The sequence below is a fragment of the Burkholderia sp. CCA53 genome (genome assembly GCF_001685525.1).
Taxonomy (GTDB): Bacteria; Pseudomonadota; Gammaproteobacteria; order Burkholderiales; family Burkholderiaceae; genus Burkholderia; species Burkholderia multivorans.
This window is the reverse complement of sequence record NZ_BDDJ01000001.1, coordinates 3,189,779-3,213,240: the sequence shown is the minus strand read 5'-3', so window position 1 is coordinate 3,213,240 and position 23,462 is coordinate 3,189,779. Positions and strand designations below refer to the sequence as shown.

The 23,462-nt window shown below is 66.9% G+C and carries 24 protein-coding genes and 1 pseudogene; 11 read left to right on the top strand and 14 right to left on the bottom strand.

Translation table 11 applies throughout. The features are described from left to right. Positions 1-10 precede the first annotated feature (10 nt). The gene (locus BCR55_RS14900) at positions 11-907 is read left to right on the top strand and encodes a polysaccharide deacetylase family protein (protein ID WP_065494736.1); all 897 of its coding nucleotides are present in this window, start codon (positions 11-13) and stop codon (positions 905-907) included. A gap of 92 nt (positions 908-999) precedes the next feature. Further along, positions 1,000-1,461: a peroxiredoxin gene (locus BCR55_RS14895; protein WP_006407794.1), complete on the top strand. Its 462-nt coding sequence runs from the start codon at positions 1,000-1,002 to the stop codon at positions 1,459-1,461. 180 nt (positions 1,462-1,641) lie between these two features. Here the strand turns inward: BCR55_RS14895 and BCR55_RS33915 are convergent. Next, positions 1,642-1,829, bottom strand: a pseudogene (locus BCR55_RS33915) (hypothetical protein). On the opposite strand from BCR55_RS33915, the gene BCR55_RS14890 reads away from it, so the two are divergent. Together BCR55_RS14890 and BCR55_RS14885 are read left to right on the top strand one after the other, a co-directional pair. After that, positions 1,779-3,578 carry a PhoH family protein gene (locus BCR55_RS14890; RefSeq protein ID WP_065494735.1) on the top strand — a complete coding sequence of 600 codons (1,800 nt, stop codon included), beginning with the start codon at positions 1,779-1,781 and terminating at the stop codon, positions 3,576-3,578. The pseudogene BCR55_RS33915 and the gene BCR55_RS14890 sit on opposite strands and share 51 nt — an antisense overlap. Positions 3,579-3,817: 239 nt before the next feature. After that, on the top strand, positions 3,818-4,927 hold the full coding sequence (locus BCR55_RS14885; RefSeq protein WP_065494734.1) for a C40 family peptidase: 1,110 nt from the start codon (positions 3,818-3,820) through the stop codon (positions 4,925-4,927). Between the two features lie 268 nt (positions 4,928-5,195). Here BCR55_RS14885 and BCR55_RS14880 read toward each other — a convergent pair whose 3' ends face one another. The 10 genes from BCR55_RS14880 to BCR55_RS14835 all read right to left on the bottom strand — a co-directional run bounded on the left by BCR55_RS14880 (position 5,196) and on the right by BCR55_RS14835 (position 12,946). Continuing rightward, positions 5,196-6,206 carry an inorganic phosphate transporter gene (locus BCR55_RS14880; RefSeq protein ID WP_006402301.1) on the bottom strand — a complete coding sequence of 337 codons (1,011 nt, stop codon included), beginning with the start codon at positions 6,204-6,206 and terminating at the stop codon, positions 5,196-5,198. A 10-nt stretch (positions 6,207-6,216) separates the two neighbouring features. Further along, positions 6,217-6,843, bottom strand: coding sequence for a DUF47 domain-containing protein (locus tag BCR55_RS14875; protein WP_006402300.1), 627 nt, complete (start codon positions 6,841-6,843; stop codon positions 6,217-6,219). A gap of 137 nt (positions 6,844-6,980) precedes the next feature. Next, positions 6,981-8,363, bottom strand: a complete 1,383-nt coding sequence (locus tag BCR55_RS14870; protein WP_006402298.1) for a replicative DNA helicase — start codon at positions 8,361-8,363, stop codon at positions 6,981-6,983. Between the two features lie 139 nt (positions 8,364-8,502). Next, complete coding sequence (rplI, locus tag BCR55_RS14865; protein ID WP_006402297.1) at positions 8,503-8,955, bottom strand: 50S ribosomal protein L9; 453 nt, start codon at positions 8,953-8,955, stop codon at positions 8,503-8,505. 27 nt (positions 8,956-8,982) lie between these two features. Next, a complete protein-coding gene (rpsR, locus tag BCR55_RS14860) occupies positions 8,983-9,258 on the bottom strand; it encodes a 30S ribosomal protein S18 (protein WP_004193360.1) in 276 nt (91 codons plus the stop codon). Between the two features lie 2 nt (positions 9,259-9,260). Continuing rightward, entirely contained in the window at positions 9,261-9,560 is a 300-nt protein-coding gene (priB, locus tag BCR55_RS14855; RefSeq protein ID WP_006402296.1) for a primosomal replication protein N, read from the bottom strand. Between the two features lie 39 nt (positions 9,561-9,599). Beyond that, a complete protein-coding gene (gene rpsF, locus BCR55_RS14850) occupies positions 9,600-9,974 on the bottom strand; it encodes a 30S ribosomal protein S6 (protein WP_006402295.1) in 375 nt (124 codons plus the stop codon). 291 nt (positions 9,975-10,265) lie between these two features. After that, a complete protein-coding gene (locus BCR55_RS14845; RefSeq protein ID WP_059938309.1) occupies positions 10,266-11,171 on the bottom strand; it encodes an anti-sigma factor in 906 nt (301 codons plus the stop codon). Continuing rightward, on the bottom strand, positions 11,161-11,802 hold the full coding sequence (locus BCR55_RS14840) for an RNA polymerase sigma factor (RefSeq protein ID WP_065494981.1): 642 nt from the start codon (positions 11,800-11,802) through the stop codon (positions 11,161-11,163). The genes BCR55_RS14845 and BCR55_RS14840 overlap by 11 nt, the downstream gene beginning before the upstream one ends. A gap of 232 nt (positions 11,803-12,034) precedes the next feature. Beyond that, positions 12,035-12,946 carry a LysR family transcriptional regulator gene (locus BCR55_RS14835; protein ID WP_006407787.1) on the bottom strand — a complete coding sequence of 304 codons (912 nt, stop codon included), beginning with the start codon at positions 12,944-12,946 and terminating at the stop codon, positions 12,035-12,037. A 172-nt stretch (positions 12,947-13,118) separates the two neighbouring features. Here BCR55_RS14835 and gcl point away from each other — a divergent pair, with 172 nt between their 5' ends. The 4 genes from gcl to lysM all read left to right on the top strand — a co-directional run bounded on the left by gcl (position 13,119) and on the right by lysM (position 17,624). Continuing rightward, positions 13,119-14,894, top strand: coding sequence for a glyoxylate carboligase (gene gcl / locus BCR55_RS14830; RefSeq protein ID WP_065494733.1), 1,776 nt, complete (start codon positions 13,119-13,121; stop codon positions 14,892-14,894). 43 nt (positions 14,895-14,937) lie between these two features. Next, positions 14,938-15,747, top strand: a complete 810-nt coding sequence (gene hyi, locus BCR55_RS14825; protein WP_053297182.1) for a hydroxypyruvate isomerase — start codon at positions 14,938-14,940, stop codon at positions 15,745-15,747. A 39-nt stretch (positions 15,748-15,786) separates the two neighbouring features. Further along, a complete protein-coding gene (locus BCR55_RS14820; RefSeq protein WP_059938313.1) occupies positions 15,787-16,677 on the top strand; it encodes a 2-hydroxy-3-oxopropionate reductase in 891 nt (296 codons plus the stop codon). A gap of 476 nt (positions 16,678-17,153) precedes the next feature. Continuing rightward, positions 17,154-17,624, top strand: coding sequence for a peptidoglycan-binding protein LysM (lysM, locus tag BCR55_RS14815; RefSeq protein ID WP_006402286.1), 471 nt, complete (start codon positions 17,154-17,156; stop codon positions 17,622-17,624). 94 nt (positions 17,625-17,718) lie between these two features. On the opposite strand, the gene BCR55_RS14810 is transcribed toward lysM, so the two are convergent. Further along, a complete protein-coding gene (locus tag BCR55_RS14810; protein ID WP_053297181.1) occupies positions 17,719-18,741 on the bottom strand; it encodes an asparaginase in 1,023 nt (340 codons plus the stop codon). A 274-nt stretch (positions 18,742-19,015) separates the two neighbouring features. Between BCR55_RS14810 and BCR55_RS14805 the strand changes: the two genes are divergently transcribed. The 3 genes from BCR55_RS14805 to BCR55_RS14795 all read left to right on the top strand — a co-directional run bounded on the left by BCR55_RS14805 (position 19,016) and on the right by BCR55_RS14795 (position 20,813). Further along, positions 19,016-19,306, top strand: coding sequence for a PsiF family protein (locus BCR55_RS14805; protein WP_006402283.1), 291 nt, complete (start codon positions 19,016-19,018; stop codon positions 19,304-19,306). Between the two features lie 245 nt (positions 19,307-19,551). Continuing rightward, a complete protein-coding gene (locus BCR55_RS14800) occupies positions 19,552-20,025 on the top strand; it encodes a hypothetical protein (RefSeq protein WP_006407781.1) in 474 nt (157 codons plus the stop codon). Between the two features lie 200 nt (positions 20,026-20,225). Then, entirely contained in the window at positions 20,226-20,813 is a 588-nt protein-coding gene (locus BCR55_RS14795; protein ID WP_006402280.1) for a YSC84-related protein, read from the top strand. A 101-nt stretch (positions 20,814-20,914) separates the two neighbouring features. Here the strand turns inward: BCR55_RS14795 and BCR55_RS14790 are convergent, their stop codons facing one another. Beyond that, positions 20,915-21,979, bottom strand: coding sequence for a glycosyltransferase family 4 protein (locus tag BCR55_RS14790; RefSeq protein WP_006408525.1), 1,065 nt, complete (start codon positions 21,977-21,979; stop codon positions 20,915-20,917). A gap of 303 nt (positions 21,980-22,282) precedes the next feature. After that, entirely contained in the window at positions 22,283-23,461 is a 1,179-nt protein-coding gene (locus BCR55_RS14785; protein ID WP_065494732.1) for an AAA family ATPase, read from the bottom strand. Between the last annotated feature and the right edge of the window lies 1 nt (position 23,462).

The window sequence follows — 23,462 nt, the reverse complement described above, 5'->3', positions numbered from 1 at the left end:
GGACGCTCGCTTGGCTCGCATCGTTCTCAAGATCGACGTCGACACGCTGCGCGGCACGCGCGAAGGCGTGCCGAATCTCGCACGCATCTTCGACCGCTTCAACGCGCGCGCGACCTTCCTGTTCAGCCTCGGCCCCGATCACACGGGCTGGGCGCTGCGCCGCGTGTTTCGGCCCGGCTTCCTGAAGAAGGTGTCGCGCACGTCGGTGGTCGAGCACTACGGCGTGAAGCAGCTGATGTACGGCGTGCTGCTGCCCGGCCCCGACATCGGCCGCCGCGCGATCGCCGACATGCGCGCGATCCACGAGGCCGGCTTCGAATGCGGCATCCATACGTGGGACCACGTGTACTGGCAGGACAACGTCCGCATGCGCGACCGCGACTGGACGGTACGCGAGATGCAGAAGAGTCACGCGCGCTTCGCCGAGATCTTCGGCGCGCCGCCCGTCACGCACGGCGCGGCCGGCTGGCAGATGAACGATGCGGCGTTCGAGCAGATCGACGCATGGGGCATGCGTTATGCGTCCGACGGGCGCGGCCACTCGCCGTATCTGCCGGTCGTCCGCGGCCGCACGCTGTCGCACGTGCAGATGCCGACCACGCTGCCGACGCTCGATGAAGTGCTCGGCGTCGACGGCGTCGACACGCACAACGTCGCGGCGCACATTCTGCAGTTCACCGAAACCAATCCGCACGACCAGGTGTTCACGCTGCACGCGGAGCTCGAAGGCCAGAAGCTCGCGCCCGTGTTCGAACAGCTGCTCGCCGGCTGGCGCGCGCAGGGTCATACGTTCGCGACGATGGGCGACTACCACGCGACGCTGGACCGCGATTCGCTGCCATCGTACCCTGTCGCGTGGGGCGAAATCCCCGGCCGCTCCGGCGAACTGATCGTCCAGCCCGACTGAGTTCGCACGCGAGCCCGCGCTGCGTGCGGTGCGCGGCGCGCTCCGAATCGCGCCGCCGCGGCGGCGCCTTTCCATAACAACAGGAGAAACACGTGTCCGTCGAAGTAGACCGTCAAGTTCCCGATTTCACCGCGCCGGCCACGGGCGGCGATATTTCGCTGTCCGACCTGCGGGGCAAGAAGCTCGTGCTGTATTTCTATCCGAAGGACAATACGCCGGGCTGCACGACCGAAGGGTTGCAGTTTCGCGATCTCTATCCGAAGTTCAAGAAGGCCGGCGCGGAAATCGTCGGCGTGTCGCGCGACAGCCTGCGCTCGCACGACAATTTCAAGGCGAAGCTCGAACTGCCGTTCCCGCTGATTTCCGATGCCGACGAAGCGCTGTGCACGCTGTTCGATGTCATCAAGATGAAGAAAATGTATGGCAAGGAAGTGCGCGGCATCGAGCGCTCGACGTTCCTGATCGACGCCGACGGCGTGCTTCGTCAGGCATGGCGCGGCATCAAGGTACCCGGTCACGTGGACGACGTGCTAAGTGCTGTACAAGCGCTTTGAGGCGCGTTATATTGGGCCGCAATGAATGCCAGTTCGCCCCATATTTCTCGTAGCTGCGCCGGTGCTTTCCGGCATCTGACGCGCATCACGACGGTATCAGCCGAGCCGCATGTCCCTGTCCACGGGGCAGCGGCTTTTTTTATGGACTGCGCGCCGGCACTCGGTCCGGCCCCTACCCCGTCAAGGAGTTGATCGACACTTAGGCGAACCGGCTAGACGAAATTCCTGTGCGCCACCGCGCGCAAACTGCATGCGTCATCACGCAGGATGCGATCAGCGGCGCACGTCATGCGACACGATTCCTCCCGAGGGACACCATGCCTTTGCCTACTGCCCCCAGCAAGCTCGGCAGCCTGCTGCCGCCCGATGAATACAAGGCGAAAGCGCGGCCCGCGAAAGCCGCGAAGAAAACCGCCGAAGGGGACGCATCCACATCCGCAGACTACGGCGCGGCCAGCGTGGCCCAGCCGATGACCGAAGCCGCGAACGCCGCCGCGCCGCTGCGAGCCGTCGCGTCGGCGCAGGAAGCCGCGAGCGCGACCGCGCGCACGCGCAAGACGCGCCAGACCGCCGCGCTGCTGCAGCCGATGCCGGCCGCCGCGGAACCGGCGGCACCGGTCGTCGCACGCGACGAGCGGCCCGCCGCCGCCAAACCCGCTGCCGCACCGGCGCGCGACACGGGCGCGACGACCAAGGCGCGCGGGCGCAAGACCGCCGAAGCCGAACTGCAGAAGCTGTTCGTCCTCGACACGAACGTGCTGATGCACGATCCGAGCAGCCTGTTCCGGTTCGAGGAACACGACGTCTATCTGCCGATGATGACGCTCGAGGAACTCGACAACCACAAGAAAGGAATGTCCGAAGTCGCGCGCAACGCGCGTCAGGTGAGCCGCACGCTCGATGCGCTCGTCGCCGACGCCGGGCCGATCTCGGCCGGCATTCCGCTGTCGCGCCTCGGCAATCGCGATGCGCTTGGCCGCCTGTACTTCCAGACCAAGCTCGCCGATATCGCGCCCGTCGAGGGACTGCCGGAAGGCAAGGCCGACAACCAGATCCTCGGCGTCGTGCGCGCGCTGCAGCGCGACCGGCCCGATCGTCAGGTCGTGCTGGTGTCGAAAGACATCAACATGCGGATCAAGGCGCATGCGCTCGGCCTGCCCGCGGAAGACTACTTCAACGACCAGGTGCTCGAGGACAAGGATCTCCTCTACACCGGCGTACGCGAACTGCCGCAGGACTTCTGGACCCGCCATGCGAAAGGCATGGAGAGCTGGCAGGACACGAAGACGGGCACCACGTACTACCGCGTGACGGGCCCGCTCGTCGCGTCGATGCTCGTCAACGAGTTCGTCTATCTCGAGCCGCAGAACGGCGAGCCGACGTTCCATGCGATCGTGCGCGAGCTGAACGGCAAGACGGCGCTGCTGCAGACGCTGCGCGACTACAGCCACCACAAGAACAACGTGTGGGGCATCACGGCGCGCAACCGCGAGCAGAACTTCGCGCTGAACCTGCTGATGAACCCCGACATCGACTTCGTCACGCTGCTCGGCCAGGCCGGCACCGGCAAGACGCTCGTCGCGCTCGCGGCCGGCCTCGCGCAGGTGCTCGACGACAAGCGCTACAACGAGATCATCGTCACGCGCGCGACCGTGCCGGTCGGCGAGGACATCGGCTTTCTGCCGGGCACCGAGGAAGAGAAGATGCAGCCGTGGATGGGCGCCTTCGACGACAACCTCGAAGTGCTGCAGAAGACCGACGACGCAGCCGGCGAATGGGGTCGCGCCGCGACGCAGGAGCTGATCCGCTCGCGCCTGAAGGTCAAGAGCATGAACTTCATGCGCGGCCGCACGTTCGTCGACAAGTATCTGATCATCGACGAAGCGCAGAACCTGACACCGAAACAGATGAAGACGCTCGTCACGCGCGCGGGCCCCGGCACGAAGATCGTGTGCCTCGGCAACATCGCGCAGATCGACACGCCTTATCTGACCGAAGGCAGCTCAGGCCTCACCTACGTCGTCGATCGCTTCAAGGGCTGGGGCCACAGCGGCCACGTGACGCTCGCGCGCGGCGAACGCTCACGCCTCGCCGACTACGCGTCCGACATCCTCTGACGCACGGCGCCGGCCGCTCGGCCGGTTTCCGACGCCTGACGGCGCTCCGCTTCCGGAGCGCCGTTTTGTTTCGAGGGTCGGATTCGTCGATAACGCGCCGTTACGAAAACGACGACGATTTACGTGCGAAACTTCAAGTAAATTCTCAGGAATGGTTGCGCAAGCCCCGTCGGAGCGTCTACCATCGGGCCTATCCGTTGTCATACGAATCAGGGCGCGCCGCGCCCGTTGCGTCTTTCATGCTTCGAATCTGGGTTCCCGTCGCCGTCGTTTCGCTGCTTGCGGCCTGCTCCGGCGTGCCGCCGCAGACGGCATCGCGCTCGTCCGGCATGACGATCAAGACGCCGCGCGCGTTCCCGCCGCCCGCCAACTTCCCGAAATTCGTCGATCACAGCGTCGGCCAGGAAGAAATCTCGATCCAGGCGATGAGCCTCGTCGGCGTACCGTATCGCTGGGGCGGCAACACGCCCGCGAGCGGCTTCGACTGCAGCGGGCTCGTGCGCTACGTGATGGACCGCGCGGCCGACGTGAACCTGCCGCGCACGACGGCCGACATGAGCAGCCGCGGCGTGTCGATCGAACCCGACCAGATCGCGCCCGGCGACCTGATCTTCTTCAACACGACCGGCCGCCCGCATTCGCATGTCGGCATCTATGTCGGCAAGCTGCGCTTCGTGAATGCGCCGTCGACGGGCGGCACCGTGCGGCTCGATTACCTGACCAATCCGTATTGGGCGAAGCGCTTCGACGGCATTCGCCGCGTCGCGCCCCCGCGCGCGAAGCCGACGCCGTTCGATGCGCCGACGTACGAAGCGCGGCGCGACGAGTCGCGCACGCCGGCGGCCGCTGTATCGGCGCCGACGCCGGCCGCCCCCGCACCCGTCGTGACGGCTGCGGCATCGCAGCCGCCGGCTTATGCGGCGACGCAAACAGCACGCGTATCGGCGGCACCGTCCGCGGCCGTCGCCGCGGCAGCCGCGCCCGTCTCGACGGTATCGACTGTATCGACTGCGGCGGCCGCGCCTGCGGATCCGTACGAGCCGCCGCCGGCCCGCTTGTCCGCGGCCCGGCAACAGGCGGCGTCCGCAGGCAGCGATGCGATCGCCGCGACGTCGAACCCGATGCCGGCCGGCACACCGGAAGTCGGCACGCCGATTCCGACGACGGCGCTGACCGCCGCAGAAGCCGCCGCATTCGATGCCGAACCGCCGGCCGCCGCCGCGCCGTCGCGCAACAGCGAGCCGGCCGCGGTTCAGGTGCTGCGCGCGTCGACGCAGTCCGCGCCGGTCGGCGCCCGCACCGGCACGGCCGACGACCCGATCGCCCGCTTCGCGAACGGCAGCTACTGACGCCCTCGGGCCGGCACGCTGGGTTCACGTACGTCGAGGGATCCCCACACCATCGTGGCGCGCTGTCCGCATTGAGCGGCTTAAGCCGCCATCGTTTCACCTGCTTCCCGATCGCATCGGTGACCGGCTTCCCTGCCGATTCATCGTCTACGACCACGGACCGCTATGCTTCGCAGACACGCGCTGCCGCACGCAAAAAAAAAGCGCCGCAGCCTGTTCGGCATGCGGCGCCCTTTTCTCGAAGCGGCGACCGGATCGCGCGCCGGAATCAGAAGATCCGGTGCCCGAGCCACCAGCCGCCGGCGGCGATCAGCGCGGATGCGGGAATCGTCAGCACCCAGGCCCACACGATGTTGCCGGCGACACCCCAGCGCACGGCCGACAGCTTCTGCGTCGCGCCGACACCGACGATCGCGCCGGTGATCGTGTGCGTCGTCGACACCGGAATGCCGAGGAACGACGCGACGAACAGCGTGATCGCACCGCCGCTCTCCGCACAGAAGCCGCCGACCGGCTTCAGCTTCGTGATCTTCTGGCCCATCGTGCGCACGATGCGCCAGCCGCCGAACAGCGTGCCGAGGCCCATCGACAGATAGCAGGCGCCGATCACCCAGGCAGGCGGCGCATCGGACGTCGCCGACGCGTAGCCGGACGCGATCAGCAGCATCCAGATGATGCCGATCGTCTTCTGCGCGTCGTTGCCGCCGTGGCCGAGGCTATAGAGCCCGGCCGACAGCAGCTGCAGCCGGCGGAAGCGCCGGTCGACCTTGCTCGGTGCGGTACGGAAATACAGCCACGACACGCCGAGCATGAACAGCGAGCCGAGAATGAAGCCGAGCAGCGGCGAAATGAAGATGAACGCGACGGTCTTCATCAGCCCGTCGACATTCAGTGCGCTCCATCCCGATTTCGCGAGCGCGGAGCCGACCAGCCCGCCGATCAGCGCGTGCGACGAGCTCGACGGAATCCCGTAGTACCACGTGATCACGTTCCAGCCGATCGCACCGACCAGCGCGCCGAACACGACGTAGTGATCGACGATCTCCGGATCGATCGTGCCTTTGCCGACGGTCTGCGCGACTTTCAGGTGGAAGATGAAATACGCGATCACGTTGAAGGCCGCCGCGAACACGACGGCCTGCTGCGGCTTCAGCACCCCGGTCGACACGACGGTGGCGATCGAGTTCGCCGCGTCGTGGAAGCCGTTCATGAAGTCGAATACGAGCGCGACGAGCACCAGCGTCGCGACCATCCATAGGGCGAGTTGTATCGAATGCATCGTGATCCGCTCAGGCGTTTTCCAGCACGATGCCTTCGATGATGTTCGCGACGTCCTCGCACTTGTCGGTGATCTCCTCGAGCAGTTCGTAGATCGCCTTCAGCTTGATGAGCGTCTTCACGTCGTCTTCCTCGCGGAACAGCTTCGACATCGCCGCACGCAGCACGCGGTCGGCCTCGGACTCCCAGCGGTCGATTTCCTCGCACTGCTTGAGGATCTGCGCGGACTGCTTCATGTCGGACAGCAGCGCGACGGCCTGCTGAACGTGCTGCGCCGACTGCGTGACGATGTGCGCGAGCTGGCTCGCTTCCGACGTGACGGACTGCACGTCGTACAGCGACACGGCCGTCGCGACGTCTTCCATCAGGTCGAGGATGTCGTCCATCGTCGTGATCAGCTTGTGGATCTCGTCGCGATCGAGCGGCGTGATGAAGGTCTTGTGCAGCAGATCGATCGCTTCGTGCGTCAGCTTGTCGGCGGCTTTCTCCGCCGTCTGCACGTTTTGCTTGTGAATCTCGGCGTCGGCGAGATTGTCGATCAGCAGTTCGAGCTCGCGGCCACCGGAAACGATGTGCTTCGCGTGCGCATTGAAGAGTTCAAAGAACTTGCCCTCGGTGGGCATGAATCGACCGAACATGGGATTCCTGAGAGATTGTCAAACGACTGTCACGAAAACGGGCGACATTGTACCGTTTCCGCTGACGGCGCGACGCGCGCATGCGCGCGCGCCGGACGGGATACAACGTTTGGCTAAATAGGGGTTTACATCCGGCGTTACTCGCCGTAGAAGTTCTGCGCCCCTGCAAAGTTGTCGAACTTCGTGTATTGGCCCAGGAACGTGAGCCGAACGGGACCGATCGGGCCGTTACGCTGCTTGCCGATGATGATCTCGGCCGTCCCCTTGTCCGGGCTGTCCGGATTGTAGACTTCGTCGCGATAAATGAACAGGATCACGTCCGCGTCCTGTTCGATAGCGCCCGATTCGCGCAGGTCGGACATCACCGGGCGCTTGTTCGGACGCTGTTCGAGGCCGCGGTTCAGCTGCGACAGCGCGATCACCGGCACGTCGAGTTCCTTCGCGAGACTCTTCAGCGAGCGCGAGATTTCCGAGATTTCGGTGGCGCGGTTTTCGCCCTGCGACGAGCCCGACATCAGCTGCAGATAGTCGACGATGATCAGCCCGAGCTTGCCGCACTGCCGCGCGAGACGCCGCGCGCGCGAACGCAGTTCCATCGGGTTCAGGCCACCCGTCTCGTCGATGAACAGCTGCGCTTCGCTCATCTTCTGCACCGCGTGCGTCAGCTTCGGCCAATCCTCGTCGGTGAGGCGGCCCGTACGCATGCGGTGCTGATCGAGCCGGCCGATCGAGCCGAGCATCCGCATCACGAGCTGCGTGCCCGGCATTTCCATCGAGAACACCGCGACCGGCAGCCCGTACTCGACCGCAACGTATTCGCCGATGTTCATCGAGAACGCGGTCTTGCCCATCGACGGCCGCCCGGCGACGATGATCAGCTCGCCGCCGTGCATGCCCGACGTCATCCGGTCGAGATCGACGAAGCCCGTCGGCGTGCCGGTGACGTCGCTCGGGTTCGCGGTGTGATAGAGCGTGTCGATCCGCTCGACGACCTGCGTGAGCAGCGGACCGATCTCGAGAAAGCCCTGATTGCCGCGTGCGCCCTCTTCGGCGATCGAGAATACCTTCGCTTCGGCTTCGTCGAGCAGCTGGCGGACTTCCTTGCCCTGCGGATTGAACGCATCGGCCGAGATTTCGTCGGCGACCGACACGAGCCGGCGCAGCACCGCACGGTCGCGCACGATCTCCGCATAGCGGCGGATGTTCGCCGCACTCGGCGTGTTCTGCGCGAGCGCGTTCAGATAGGCGAGGCCGCCGACTTCGTCGGCCTTGCCGGACGTCGTCAGCGCTTCGAACACCGTCACGACGTCGGCCGGACGCGTGGCGGCGATCAGCCGGCCGATATGCTCGAAGATGATCCGGTGGTCGTAACGATAGAAGTCGCTCTGCGACAGGAAATCGGCAATCCGGTCCCATGCCGCGTTGTCGAGCAACAGGCCGCCCAGCACCGACTGCTCGGCTTCGACCGAGTGCGGCGGGACTTTCAGCGATTCGATTTGTGGATCTTGCGGCGCGTTCATGGGTTGGGATTATCGCGAATTGCGGGCCGCGACGCCAGTTCGTCGCCGGCGATCGGCCAACAAAAAAGGCAGGCCCCGGTTGCCCGGGCGCCTGCCCCTGTCCGGGCGGCGTGTGCCGCCCGGCAAGTGTTGCGTACGCTTACGCGTGGTCGCCGATCACGTTGATCGTGACGTCGACGACGACGTCCGTATGCAGCGCGACCTGAACGCCGTGCTCGCCGATCATCTTCAGCGGGCCTTCCGGCATGCGAACCTGCGACTTCTCGACGTCGAAGCCGGCCTTCTTCAGCAGTTCCGCGACGTCCGCGTTCGTGACCGAGCCGAACAGACGGCCGTCCACGCCCGACTTCTGCGTGATTTCGAACGACTGGCCGTTCAGCTTCTCGCCGACAGCCTGCGAAGCCGCCAGCTTTTCAGCGGCGATCTTCTCGAGCTCTGCACGGCGCACTTCGAATTCGGCGATCGCTTCCTTCGTCGCACGGCGAGCCTTGCGGTTCGGGATCAGAAAGTTGCGAGCGTAACCGTCCTTGACCTTGACGATATCGCCGAGGTTGCCCAGATTGGCGACTTTTTCCAACAGAATGATTTGCATTCGAATTCTCCTTATTGCGTCGCCTGATTACGCCTTGTGCTGATCGGTGTACGGCAGCAGCGCGAGGAAGCGTGCGCGCTTGATTGCCGTGTCCAGCTGACGCTGATAGTGCGCCTTCGTACCCGTCAGACGCGCCGGCGTGATCTTGCCGTTTTCGCCGATGAAGTCCTTCAGCGTTTCCGTGTCCTTGTAGTCGATCTGCTCGACGCCGGCTGCCGTGAAGCGGCAGAACTTCTTGCGCTTGAAGAGCGGGTTTTGTTGCTGACGACGCTTGTCGAATTTCTTACCAGTGGGGCGGGCCATGTTCAGTCCTTTCCAATGTCCTGCAATGCTGTGATGTGAAACACCAAGGTTCGCGCGTTGCGGCTTTTCTTTGCCAGGAAGCCCGTGAACAGCGTCTCGACGCCGAGTTCACATTGCTCCAGCCTGCCGCTCGCGTCGCCGGCCGCCACCGCCTCGATCGTCATTTCGACCTGACGGGGAATGCCTGCTTCGACGACTTCCGTGCGGTGCTGCAACGTCGCGCTCGCGATCGGAACGCCGGCGGGCGTGTATCGCACCGCTGCGCGCTCGACGACGCTTGCCGTCAATTGCAACCTGTTCACGTGAGTGGCGTGCTCCTTGGTGGCTTAATCGAGACGAGCTTAAGCCTGCGCTTCGGTCGGCTGAGCGGCAGCCGCCTTCTTGGCTTCTTCGCGCTGAACTTCCTTCATCATCGGCGACGGGCCGGTTTCGGCCTTCTTCATCTTGACGATGAGGTGACGCAGCACGGCGTCGTTGAACTTGAACGCGTGTTCGAGTTCGTCGAGCGTCGTCTGGTCGCACTCGATGTTCATGCAGACGTAGTGAGCCTTCGCGAGTTTCTCGATCATGTAGGCCAGCTGGCGACGGCCCCAGTCTTCGACACGGTGGATCTGGCCGCCGTGCGAGGTGATCGTGGTCTTGTAACGCTCGATCATCGCGGGCACTTGCTCGCTCTGATCGGGGTGCACGATGAAGACGATTTCGTAATGACGCATTACACACTCCTTGTGGATAGAAGCCACCCGGGCGTCTGAACCGGTGTGGCAAGTGAGAAGCCGAAGATTCTAACCCGGATACGCGCCGCGTGCAATGCCGATCGACGATTTGCCGGCCGATTCGGCCGTGTTTTCAATCACTTGAGCGGCTGCCGTGCCGCGCGGCGCTCGCGGCGCGCGTGCGTTCTGGAATATCGGGACGGAGCGCGGCGTGCGTCGGTGCCGAGCTGCAGCGCAGCCGGGACGGTCGGATGCCCGGCGTTCACCGCCCCGCCGCCTCGCCAACCGGCGTCATTGTTCGCCGCCGGCCGCGCCGATGCGCGCCGATAGCGCCGCGCGGAACGCCGCGAGCGCCGACGGCTCCGCGTCCGTCACGGCCCACCAGGTCATGCCGGCCGCCGTCCAGCGATCGACCGCGTAGCCCTGCGACACGGTCGCGTACGGCGCGGCGCGTCCGTCGCCCGCCGGCGACACGTAGACGTCGATCACGTGCTGCCGGTAGCGGTACACGAGCACCGCGACGCGGCGTCGGTCGACATAGTCGAGCCGACCGCCGACGAGCACGAAGCCGTTCGCGCCGAGATCCTCGACCGGCGGCGCGTAGTCGAGCCGCCCGTTGAACCACGGCTTGACCGTGTGCCGATCGGTCGAGATCACGTCGATATCGCGCGCCGACAACCCCGCGCGCACGTGGCTCGCGACCAGTTCGTCGACCGTGCGGTCGGTCGCTGCGCGATGCGCGGACATCGCGATGCCGCCCGCTGCCGCCAGCGCGACGACGAGCGCAACGCCCCAGCCGAGCCCCGGCAGCGCCGGCGCGCGCGTGCCGGATGCCGCGGCAGCCGGGCGCGCGGACGCACCGCGACCGCCGCGCCATGAAAACGGCCGGCGGCCGCGCGGCTGCGGCTGGGGCGGCGCCTGAAATTCGCCGTCGCGCGCCCGTTCCGCCCCCGTTCGCTCGCCCATCGGCGCAGTCGCCGTCTCCGGCTGCAGCGCCGCGATCCGCGCGCGCAGTGCGTCCGGCGCGCGATGATAGTCGGCTGCCCGCACGGCATGCGATAGCGCGACGATCCGCTCGCGCTCTCGCCGGCACAGCTCGCATTCGTCGACGTGCTGCTGGACCCGCAGCGCGTCCGGCGGCGACAGCTCGCGGTCGACGTCCGCATCCAGCAGCGCGCGCGCTTCGTTACAGTCCATCGATAGCCTCCGATGCCGATCCGCCGGCCGGCGTGCCCGCCGCCCGCTCGCCGCGCGCCGGCACGGCTTCCTCGCCGAGCAGTGCGGCGAGCCGCCGACGGCCGCGCGCGAGCCGCGACATCACGGTGCCGATCGGCACGTCCGCGATCGCCGCGATTTCGCGATAGCTGAGATCCTCCATCTCGCGCAGCACGAGGACCTCGCGGTACTCGGCAGGCAGCTTCGCGAGCGCCGCGTTGACGAGCCGGACGTTTTCGCCGCGCAGCAACTGCGCGAGCGGATCGGCCGTCGCCGGCTGCCAGTCGTCGGGCACGTCGGCGTCCTTCAGCGTGTCGGGCGCGGCGACTTCGTGCGCGTGCGTGCGCCGCCGCCATTCGCTGTACCACGTGTGCCGCACGATCGTCAGCAGCCACGGCCGCGCGTTGTCGCCGCGGCACGAATCGACGAAGCGCAGCGCACGCATGCACGCCTCCTGCACGACGTCGTCCGCGTCGCTCGCGCTGCCGCTCAGCCAGCGCGCAAGGTTGTACGCGGCATCGAGGTGCGGCAGCACAAGCGCGCGAAACCGCTCGCCGCGCGCCGCCGCATCGCCTGCTGTCTGCCCATCGACCGGCCGTCCGGCTTGCCTCACATGGCCTCCCTGATCCCGGCGGCCGAAGCCGCGCCCGCCGCGCACGCGATGCCGGCCGCCCGAGGCCCGAGGCCAAACCCGAGCCCAGACCCGAGTCCCCGAAACCGGAGTCCCGAAGCCCAAAGCCAGCCGTCCGCCGCCGCACGCTCGACCACCTTACCGGCGTTGCGTCGAGTTTATTCCCGCCGCACGGGCCCGAAACGAAAAAAACCACGACCGGCGCGCCCGGCCGTTACGGCGACGTGCTCCAGTACCCCGGCCGCGCGTACGCATCGCGCAAGTAGTCGATGAAGTAGCGCACGCGCGCCGGCACGTAGCGCTGCTGCGGATAGACGGCGAGGATGTCGTAGTCGGGCAGCGCATACTCGTCGAGCACCGTTTCGAGCTCGCCCGTCTCGAGTTGCGCGGCGATTTCCCATGTCGAGCGCCAGCCGAGCCCGAGCCCCTCGGCAACCCAGCGGTGCAGCAGCTCGCCGTCGTTGCAGTCGAGGTTGCCGGTCACGCGCATCGTGACGATCTTGCCGTGACGCTGAAAGTACCAGCCGCGGTTCTGCCCGCCCTGCAGGTTGAACGCGAGGCAGTTGTGCTTGAGCAGATCGTCGAGCGACTTCGGCCGGCCGTGCCGGCGGAAATAGTCGGGCGTGCCGCACACGACGCGCCGGTTCGATGCGAGCTTCACCGCGACGAAGTTCGGATCCACTGCCCCGCCGATCCGGATCGACAGGTCGTAGCCTTCGCGCACGAGATCGACCACGCGATCGGTCAGGTTGAACGACAGCTGCATCTCGGGCTTGTCGGCGAGAAAGCCCGGCGCGTGCGGCGCGACGTGCTTGCGGCCGAACGCGGCCGGCGCCGATACGATCAGGTGACCGCTGACCGCGCGCCGCCCGGCGGCCAGCTCGTTCTCGGCCTGATCCCATTCGGACAGCAGCCCGCGGCAACGCTCGAGGAACGCGGCGCCCTCCTCGCTGACGACGAGCCGCCGCGTCGACCGGTACATCAGCTTGACGCCGAGCCGCTTCTCGAGTGCGTCGATGCGCCGGCCGAGCACGACCGGCGACACACCCTCCTCGAGCGCCGCCGCCGCGAGGCTGCCGGCGTCCGCGACGCGCACGAACGTCTCGATCTGCTTGAAGCGATCCATCTCCCGTCTCCGTTCCGACGCCGGCGGAATGCCCGTCCGGCCGTCATTCCATACTTTTAGTTTCGAAATAAGCGACTTCGGCTGATCTTATCAAACCTTTCCTGCATCCCTAAAGTGTCCCCAACAGACCGATTACCGAGATCCACCCCATTTCAGGTTCAAGGAGACATTCATGGCCAAAATGAGAGCTGTCGACGCCGCCGTGCTCGTGCTCGAGAAGGAAGGCATCCAGACCGCGTTCGGCGTGCCCGGCGCCGCGATCAACCCGTTCTACTCGGCGATGCGCAAGTCGGGCGGCATCAGCCACGTGCTGGCGCGCCACGTCGAAGGCGCGTCGCACATGGCCGAAGGCTTCACGCGCGCGGCACCGGGCAACATCGGCGTGTGCATCGGCACGTCGGGCCCGGCCGGCACCGACATGATCACGGGCCTCTACTCCGCCTCGGCCGACTCGATTCCGATTCTCGCGATCACGGGCCAGGCGCCGCGCGCGCGGCTCTACAAGGAAGACTTCCAGGCCGTCGACATCGAATCGATCGCCAAGCCCGTGACGAAGTGGGCCGTCACCGTGCGCGAGCCGGCACTCGTGCCGCGCGTGTTCCAGCAGGCGTTCCACCTGATGCGCTCGGGCCGTCCGGGCCCGGTGCTGATCGACCTGCCGATCGACGTGCAGCTCGCGGAAATCGAATTCGACATCGACACGTACGAACCGCTGCCGGTCTACAAGCCCGCGGCGACCCGCGCGCAGATCGAGAAGGCGCTCGCGATGCTCAACGACGCGGACAAGCCGCTGATCGTGTCGGGCGGCGGCGTGCTCAACGCGGCGGCCGAAGACCTGCTCGTGCAGTTCGCGGAAACCGTCGGCGTGCCGGTGATTCCGACGCTGATGTCGTGGGGCGCGATTCCCGACGATCACCCGCTGATGGCCGGCATAGTCGGCCTGCAGACGTCGCACCGCTACGGCAACGCGACGATGCTCGCGTCCGACTTCGTGCTCGGCATCGGCAACCGCTGGGCGAACCGCCACACCGGCAGCATCGACGTCTACACGAAGGGCCGCAAGTTCGTGCACGTCGACATCGAACCGACGCAGATCGGCCGCGTGTTCGGCCCCGATCTCGGGATCGTGTCGGACGCGAAGGCGGCGCTCGAGCTGTTCGTCGCGGTCGCGCAGGAATGGAAGGCGGCCGGCAAGCTGAAGGACCGCAGCGCCTGGGTGGCCGAGTGCCAGCAGCGCAAGCGCACGCTGCAGCGCAAGACGCACTTCGAGAACGTGCCGATCAAGCCGCAGCGCGTGTACGAAGAGATGAACAAGGTGTTCGGCCGCGATACCTGCTACGTGAGCACGATCGGCCTGTCGCAGATCGCCGCCGCCCAGTTCCTGCACGTGTTCAAGGCGCGCAACTGGATCAACTGCGGCCAGGCCGGCCCGCTCGGCTGGACGATTCCCGCCGCGCTCGGCGTGCGTGCGGCCGATCCGGCACGCCCGATCGTCGCGCTGTCCGGCGACTACGACTTCCAGTTCATGATCGAGGAGCTGGCGGCCGGCGCGCAGTTCAAGCTGCCGTACGTGCACGTGGTCGTGAACAACTCGTACCTCGGGCTGATCCGCCAGGCGCAGCGCGCGTTCGACATGGACTACTGCGTGCAGCTCGCGTTCGACAACGTGAACGCGCCCGAGCTGAACGGCTATGGCGTCGACCATGTGGCCGTGGCCGAAGGCCTCGGCTGCAAGGCGTTGCGCGTGTTCAAGCCGGAAGAAATCGAACCCGCGCTGAAGCAGGCGCAATCGCTCGCGGAAGAGTTCAGCGTGCCGGTGATCGTCGAAGTGATCCTCGAGCGCGTGACGAACATCTCGATGGGCACCGAGATCGATGCGATCAACGAATTCGAGGACCTCGCGGAGAAAGCCGAACACGCGCCGACCGCGATCTCGATGCTCGACTGATCCGCGGGATTTTTTTGACTGACCGACCGAAGAGGCTTAGCTCATGCCGAAGTTTGCTGCAAACCTGACCATGCTGTTCAACGAAGTGCCGTTCCTCGACCGCTTCAAGGCGGCCGCGGACGCGGGCTTCGATGCCGTCGAGTTCCTGTTTCCGTATCCGTATGCGAAGGAGGAACTCGCCGAACGGCTCGACGCGCATCGCCTGCGCCTCGTGCTGCACAACCTGCCCGCCGGCAACTGGGATCAGGGCGAGCGCGGGATCGCGTGCCTGCCCGATCGCGTCGGCGAATTCCAGGAAGGCGTCGGCCGCGCGATCGAATACGCGAAGGCGTTGAAGGTGCCGCAGTTGAACTGCCTCGTCGGCATTCCGTCGGCGAGCACCGCGCGCGACAAGACCTTCGTGACGATCGTCGACAACCTGCGCTTCGCGGCCGATGCGCTCAAGCGCGAAGGCATCCGCCTGCTGGTCGAGCCGTGCAACAGCTTCGACATCCCGGGCTTCGCGCTGAACCGTTCGGCCGAAGGGCTCGACGTGATCCGCGCGGTCGGCTCGGACAACCTGTTCCTGCAGTACGACATCTATCACATGCAGCGCATGGAAGGCGAACTGGCCGCGACGATCGAACGCAACCTCGCGTCGATCGGCCACGTGCAGCTCGCGGACAACCCGGGCCGCCACGAGCCGGGCACCGGCGAGATCAACTACGCGTTCCTGTTCGCGCTGCTCGACCGGCTCGGTTACACCGGCTACGTCGGTTGCGAATACAAGCCCCGCACCACCACGACCGAAGGGCTCGGCTGGCTGCAAAGCGTCGCCGGCTGCACGTCGGGCGCCGCGCGCCGCGCCGCCTGAGCGCCCCTTCCGTCATTCGCCCCTATAGGAGACTTTCACATGGCAACCATCGGTTTCATCGGCCTCGGCATCATGGGCGCGCACATGGCGCGCAACCTGCTCAAGGCCGATCATCAGCTCGTCGTGAACGGCGCGTATCCGGTGCCGGACGATCTGCGCGCGAGCGCGAAGGTCGTCGCGAACTCGAGCGAAGTCGCGAAGAACGCGGACATCATCATCTCGATGGTGCCGGATACGCCCGACGTGCGTAACGTGCTGTTCGCCGACGACGGCGTCGCGAAGGGCCTGACGGCCGGCAAGCTGGTGATCGACATGAGCTCGATCTCGCCGCTCGACACGCAGGAATTCGCGAAGCAGATCAATGCGCTCGGCTGCGACTACCTCGACGCGCCGGTGTCCGGCGGTGAAGTCGGCGCGCGCGAAGCGTCGCTGACGATCATGGTCGGCGGCCCGGAGCAGGCGTTCGAGCGCGCCAAGCCGCTGTTCGAGAAGATGGGCAAGAACATCACGCTCGTCGGCGACAACGGCGCGGGCCAGACCTGCAAGGTCGCGAACCAGATCATCGTCGCGCTGAACATCGAGGCCGTCGGCGAAGCGCTGCTGTTCGCCGCGCGCTCGGGCGCGGACCCGGAGCGCGTGCGTCAGGCACTGATGGGCGGCTTCGCAGCATCGCGCATCCTCGAAGTGCACGGCGCGCGGATGACCAAGCGCACGTTCGATCCGGGCTTCCGCATCGAGCTGCACCAGAAGGATCTGAACCTCGCGCTCGAAGGCGCACGCAAGCTCGGCCTCGCGCTGCCGCACACCGCGAGCGCGCAGCAGCTGTTCAGCGTGTGCGCATCGCACGGCGGCAAGGCATGGGATCACTCGGCGCTCGTGCGTGCGCTCGAGATCATGTCGAACTTCGAGATCGAGAAGTCGGCAAGCTGAACGCGGGCCGCGTCGGGCGGCTGCCATGACGCACTATCCGTCGCGCTCGCGGCGGATGGTGCGCGAAATTCACGTGCGCCGGCCGCTGCCGGTGCATCGATGTGCGCGACACGCGCGCATCACGGTGGGGCGCCCCGCCGCGCATCGCGTCGATGCGTGCGCGGCGGGGCGAAAAACGTCGCTCTGGGCTGAGAGCGGCGTGGTGGGGTCCGCAGCGGCACCCGGCGACGCCGGGGAAGCCTTGGTCGGTCAGACGTCGTCGTCGGGTGTCCGCCTGTCGGATTTCGCGTATTACATTTCTTTACGTTCGTACCGTCGATTTTTCATGCAATCGTCGCGACGAACGCCTACACTTTCGCCACGCCTTTCGAGAAAACCGCCGCGCTCGCGTTCACCTTCGGTGGCCGCCCCCAGCGCGGTGTTTTTTTCGCCACTTCACGGCGCGTTTTCGTTTCAACCACCTAAGGAGTGCAACGATGGGTCTTCTTTCGTTTATCAAAGAGGCGGGTGAAAAACTGCTGGGTCATGCCGACGCGCAAGCGGCGGAAAATCCGAATGCCGCGAACCAGACCGCGGCCGATGCAATCAAGAACTACATCAACACGCAGGGCCTCGACACGTCGAACCTGACCGTCGCGTTCGACGGCGCGTCGCGCACCGTGTCGCTGTCGGGCAGCGTGCCCGATCTCGACACGAAGGCGAAGGTCAAGGTCGCGGCCGGCAACGTGCAAGGCGTCGCGGGCGTCAACGACGACGGCCTGCAGCCCGACGATCCGGAAGTCCGGTACCACGACGTGAAGCCGGGCGACACGCTGTCCGCGATCGCGAAGGAAGTGTACGGCGACGCGAACAAGTACCCGGTGATCTTCGAGGCGAACAAGCCGATGCTGTCGAGCCCCGATCGCATCTATCCGGGCCAGAAGCTCGTGATTCCGCCGCAAGCCTGAGCGTTTGCACGCGTCGACATGAGAAAAGGCAGGCCGTTCGGCCTGCCTTTGTCGTTTACGGCATCGATTCGGCCGGCACGCGGCCGCGTGTGGGTCAGCAGCGATCGAACAGCCGCTGCAACGCGTCGCGCTCGCGAATGCCGTTCGCCAGCGCGAGCATCAGCAGCACGCGCGCCTTGAACGGGCTCAGCGAGCCGGCGCTGACGAAGCCGAACGCATCGTCGTTCGCGGCGCCGTTGCGCATCACGTGCCCGGAACCGACGCGCGACGCGCGCACCACCGCAACCCCGGCGTTCACCGCGTCGGCCAGCGCCGTCTGCAGCGTCGCATGGATCGAGCCGTTGCCCGTGCCCGCGACGACGAGGCCGCGCACGCCGGCCGCGACGAGCGCATCGACGGCCGTGCGCGTGACGCCCGCATAGCTCGCGACCACGTCGACCGGCGGCCACGTCTCGGGAATCGTCAGTTGCGCATCGCGCGCACGCGTGACGCGGCGCGCGAATTCGACGCGGCCGTCCTGCACCCAGCCGAGCGCGCCGAGCTCCGGCGAGTGGAAGGCGTCGACCGCATAGGTGCTCGTCTTCACGACGTCGCGCGCCGCATGGATCCGGTTGTTGAACGCGACGAGCACGCCCTGCCCGCGCGCGGCCGGATGTCCGGCGAGCGTCACCGCGTTCAGCAGGTTCAGCGGCCCGTCCGACGACAGCGCGGTGGCCGGCCGCATCGCGGCAGTCAGCACGACCGGCTTGTCGCCGGTCACGACCAGATGCAGCGCATAGGCGGTTTCCTCGAGCGTGTCGGTGCCATGCGTGATGACGATGCCGTCGACGGCCGGATCGGCCATCAGTGCGTCGATCCGCGCGGCGAGCGTGTTCCAGAGCGGCAGTGCGAGATCCTTGCTGTCGATGCTGGCGACCTGCTCGGCATGAATGCGCGCGACCGACGCGAGCGCCGGTACCGCGTCGAGCAGGAAATTGACGCCGAGCGCGCCGGCCTGATAGCCGGCCGTGCTCGTCGCGTCGGGCGCGGCGCCGGCGATCGTGCCGCCGGTCGCGAGGACGGCAATGCGCGGCAGGTGCGCCGCGGAGGAAGAAGAAGCGGGAGTCAGCGTATTCATGGCCGCGATTGTAATGGCTCGCGGCCCGGATTCGAGCGATTCGGTGCGAACAAACGCGCGCGACGCGCGCCGCTCATGGTTTATCCCGATCGCCGGCGCGTGTGCGACGTCAACGCACGGTGGCGCGACGGCGTTATAGGAAGTGCCGTTTTGGTGTTTTCACATTGGTTTGCCATAATCGGAACGCGGCGCGATGCGACCCTACTCCGTATCGTGCCGCATCGGCTTCGTGACGGCGTCGATAAAACGCAATTCACCCCATGGGAGTGTCAAAATGAAAATCCAATCGCTCGTGGCCGCAGTGCTTCTCGGCGGCATGCTGGCTTCCCCCGCGTTCGCGGCGAACAGCCAGCAGGACAAGATGAAGGCCTGCAACACCCAGGCCGCCGGCAAGACGGGCGACGAACGCAAGGCGTTCATGAAGGACTGCCTATCGGCGAAGCCTGCCAAGAAGATGACGCAGCAGGAAAAGATGAAGGCCTGCAACACGCAAGCCGCCGACAAGAAAGGCGACGACCGCAAGGCGTTCATGAAGAGCTGCCTGAGCAGCCAGCCGGCCGCCTGATTCCGGCACACCGGCCGCGAATGCCGCGCTCCGCTTCGGCGGGCGCGGCATTTTTGCTTTCGTTGTACGCGCATCGACGCCGGCGCCGCGCGCGCCGCCCGGCGCGGCCGCCCGCGCGCGCACGCGGTGCGGCAATTCGCCGCGTTTTCTTCTATGATGGCTGCAACGCGGCCCATCCAAGTACAAGAAGCGCCATCGGGCCGCCCTCGACACGGACGCGCATGCCGCGTCAAACGGAGGCATGGATGGCATGGAGACAACACCGCTGGTTCCGCCGCTGGGTGATCGTGGTCGCATTCTGGGCCGTGCCCGTCGCGATCGTCGCGGTGCGCGAGATTCGCGAGGAGATGGCCTACAACAAGGCCGATCTGCAGCTTGCGCTGACCACCTGGCAACTGACCGATGCGCAGCAGGCCGCCGGCGCGGCCGCGAAGTGCCACGGCGACGCCGATGAAGCGCGTGCAGCCGGCTGCCCGGCCGAGGTGCTGGCCGCCAACGCGCCGCGCCAGCAGGCCGCGCGCGACGAATACGTGGTGCGCCGCAATACGCTCGCAAGCTATCTGTGGCATGCGTTCGTCGGCTACTGGGTCGTGCCGGCCGTGTTCCTGTTCGGCTGCGGCGTCGTGATCGCGCTGATCCGCCGCGCGCTGCGGCGGCCGCCGATCAAGCCGCCCGTCAAGCCACCGATGGAGCCGCCGGTTCCGCCCGTTGCGCGCTGACGCCCCGCCCTTTTCCCCAGCCGCGCCCCGACGCCGCACGCGACATCGGTGCCGCGTTGGCACGCCGCGACATCGGCACCCGATTTGACGCTTTTTCACGTCCGAACGAAAAGCCGCTGCATGTCGCTGTGATATAACTGCCGACGTGGGCCGCTCTCTGAGCGAGACTCACTCCGAACATCATCCGATGGAGAAGAACGATGCAAAAACGGACTCTCGCGCTGAAACTGGCCGCTGCGCTCGTCGTCGGTAGCCTCGCGCTCACCGGCTGCACCACTACCCCCGACAAACCCGACAACGCCGCGACCAACGCGTCGAAGCGTCAGGCGATCGATTCGAGTGTCGACGCGACGCTGTCGCGCCTGTATTCGACGGTCAAGGGCTCGCGCGAACTCGTCGCGAAGTCGCGCGGCGTGCTGGTGTTCCCTGAGGTGCTGCAGGCCGGCTTCATCGTCGGCGGCCAGTCCGGCAACGGCGCGCTGCGCGTCGGCGGCAGCACCGTCGGCTACTACAACACGTCGTCGCTGTCGGTCGGCCTGCAGGCCGGCGCGCAGTCGAAGGCGATCGTGTTCCTGTTCATGACGCAGCAGGCGCTCGACGAATTCCGCAACTCCGAGGGCTGGGCCGCCGGCGCGGGCGCGTCGGTCGCGCTCGTGAAGATGGGCGCGAACGGCGCGGTCGACACGAACACGGCGACCGCACCGGTTCAGGTCATCGTGCTGACCAACGCCGGCCTGATGGGCGACGTGTCGATCAACGGCACGAAGGTCACGAAGCTCAAGCTCTGACGCTGCGCGTCCTGCCCGTCCGCGCGTGCTGCGCGGACGATGTGCAAACGGCGATGTCCTTGCGGAGCATCGCCGTTTTTTATGCGCGTCGCGCGCATGCGTCATGTCGTCGAGTCGATCACCTTGAAGCGCGAGCGCTTCTGCGCGCGGATCATCGACTGATAGATGTCGACGTACTGCTGCGCCATCCGGCGCGACGTGAAACGCTCCTCGAAGCGCCGCCGCACGCGTGCACGCGGCAGCAGGTGCAGCCGGTTCACGGCCGCCACCGCGCTGATCTCGTCCTCGACGATGAAGCCCGACACGCCTTCGTCGATCACTTCCGGCACCGCGCCGCGATTGAACGCGATCACGGGCGTGCCGCACGACATCGCCTCGATCATCACGAGCCCGAACGGCTCCGGCCAGTCGATCGGAAACAGCAGCGCATGCGCGCCCGACAGGAATTCGGCCTTCTGATGATCGGCGATCTCGCCGATGTACTCGACGTTCGGCAGCGCGAACAGCGGCTTGATCTCGCGCTCGAAGTACTCCTGGTCGGCCGAATCGATCTTTGCGGCGATCCGGATCGGCAGCCCGCACTGCTGCGCGATGCGAATCGCGGTATCGACGCGCTTTTCCGGCGAGATGCGGCCCAGAAACGCGAGGTAGCGCGGCTCGACCGGCTGCGGCATGTACAGCGTCTCGGGCAGCCCGTGATAGACGGTCGTCATCCACTTCGCCTGCGGCAGCGGCTGCCGCTGCGCGTTCGAGATCGACACGACGGGCGCGCGGCTGAACGTGTCGAACACCGGCTGCTGTTCGGGCAGATCGAGCCGGCCGTGCAGCGTCGTCACGTACGGCGTCTCCTGCCGGTCGAACACCGAAAACGAGTAGTAGTCCATGTGGAAATGAAGCACGTCGAAGTCTTTCGCACGACGCGCGACGGTTTCCATCAGCAGCATGTGCGGCGCGACGCGGTCGCGGATCGACGTGTCGAGCCGCAACGCGCGCGGCCACACGGGCTCGAGCGTCGCACGCGTCGTCGAATCGCCGCTCGCGAACAGCGTCACGTCGTGTCCGAGGTCGACGAGCGCCTCGGTGATGTAGGACACGACGCGCTCCGTACCGCCGTACAGTTTCGGCGGCACCGATTCGGTCAGCGGGGCGATCTGGGCAATCCTCATGGTCCACGTCTCCTTGGTCGGCGTGCGTGAGCGCGTCGGTGCGCGGCGGCTGCCGAGGCGGCCGGCACGCGGCATGCGCGGCCCGGTCCGTCCCTTGGCGCGGACAACCGTCGCCGGCGAACGGCGCTGCCCGGCGTGGCACGGCGCCGGCGCGCTATCCCGCCATTATTAGCGATTCCGCCGCCCGGCACGGCGCGGTCTTGCATTTTATGGGCGATGTTACAGACCGATACACTCGTCGCGCGCAAGCGAGCGCCGCGCGCCGCCGCGCAGCGGCATCCGCCGGCAGCGGCCGCGTCCGCATCAGCGCGACGGCCATTTCCATGCGGGCAGATCGCGCGTATCGGCATCGACGAGCGTCGTCGCGCCGAGCTGCTTGTCGAGCACCAGCGATTCGCACTGCCCGTCGCGCTCGAGCGTTGCGATCAGCCGCGCCGCATGCGACACGACGATCACCTGCGTGCGCTGCGCGGCCTGCACGATCAGCCGCCCAAGCGCGGGCAGCAGGTCGGGATGCAGGCTCGTCTCCGGTTCGTTCAGCACCATCAGCGCGGGCGGACGCGGCGTCAGCAGCGCGGCCGCGAGCAGCAGGTAGCGCAGCGTGCCGTCCGACAGCTCGGCCGCCGCGAGCGGCCGCAACAATCCCGGCTGGCGCATCAGCACGTCGAGACGGCCGCGGCCGCCCGGGCTGTCGATTTCGATCGACGCGCCGGGAAACGCGTCGTCGATCGTCGCGTCGAGCGCCGCGCCGTCGCCGATCTCGCGGATCGTCTGCAGCGCGGCGGCCAGATCGGCGCCGTCGTCGGCGAGCACCGGCGTGTGCGTGCCGATCTGCGATTGCCGCGCGGGCGCCTGCGCGTCGGTCCGGAAGTGATCGTAGAAGCGCCACGAGCGGATTCGCTCGCGCACCGCGATCATCTCCGGCGCGCCGGCCGGATCGGCGAACTCGGTCATCATGCTGTCGAAGCTCGCGACGGGCTGCGGAATCGTGCGCCAGTCGCCCGATGCCGCGCGGGCGCGGATCTGCACGCCGTGCCGGTCGACCAGCAGCGTCGACGGACGCAGCACGGGGCCGCCCCAGATGCATTCGCGCTTGACGACCGGATCGAGCCCGAACATCGACGTGCCGGTCTTCACCGGCAGCCCGAGATCGATCGCATAGCCGAAATCGTCGCACGCGAAGCCGAGCTTCAGGCTGACCGGCCCGCTGCGCACCGTGCCCGTCACCGGCGCCTCGCGGGCCAGCATCGCGCGCGAGAAGCGCTCGGGGCCTGCCCACAGCGTCGACGGCAGCCCGCCTTCACGCGCGAGCGACGGGATCACGCGGCCCTGCGCGGTATCGGCCAGCAGCCGCAGCGCGCGGTAGACGCTCGACTTGCCGCTGCCGTTCGGGCCGGTCACGACGGTCAGCGCCGCGAGCGGCACGATCAGCTCGCGCAACGAGCGGTAGTTGGCAATCGCGAGCGTGGTGAGGGCGGTCATG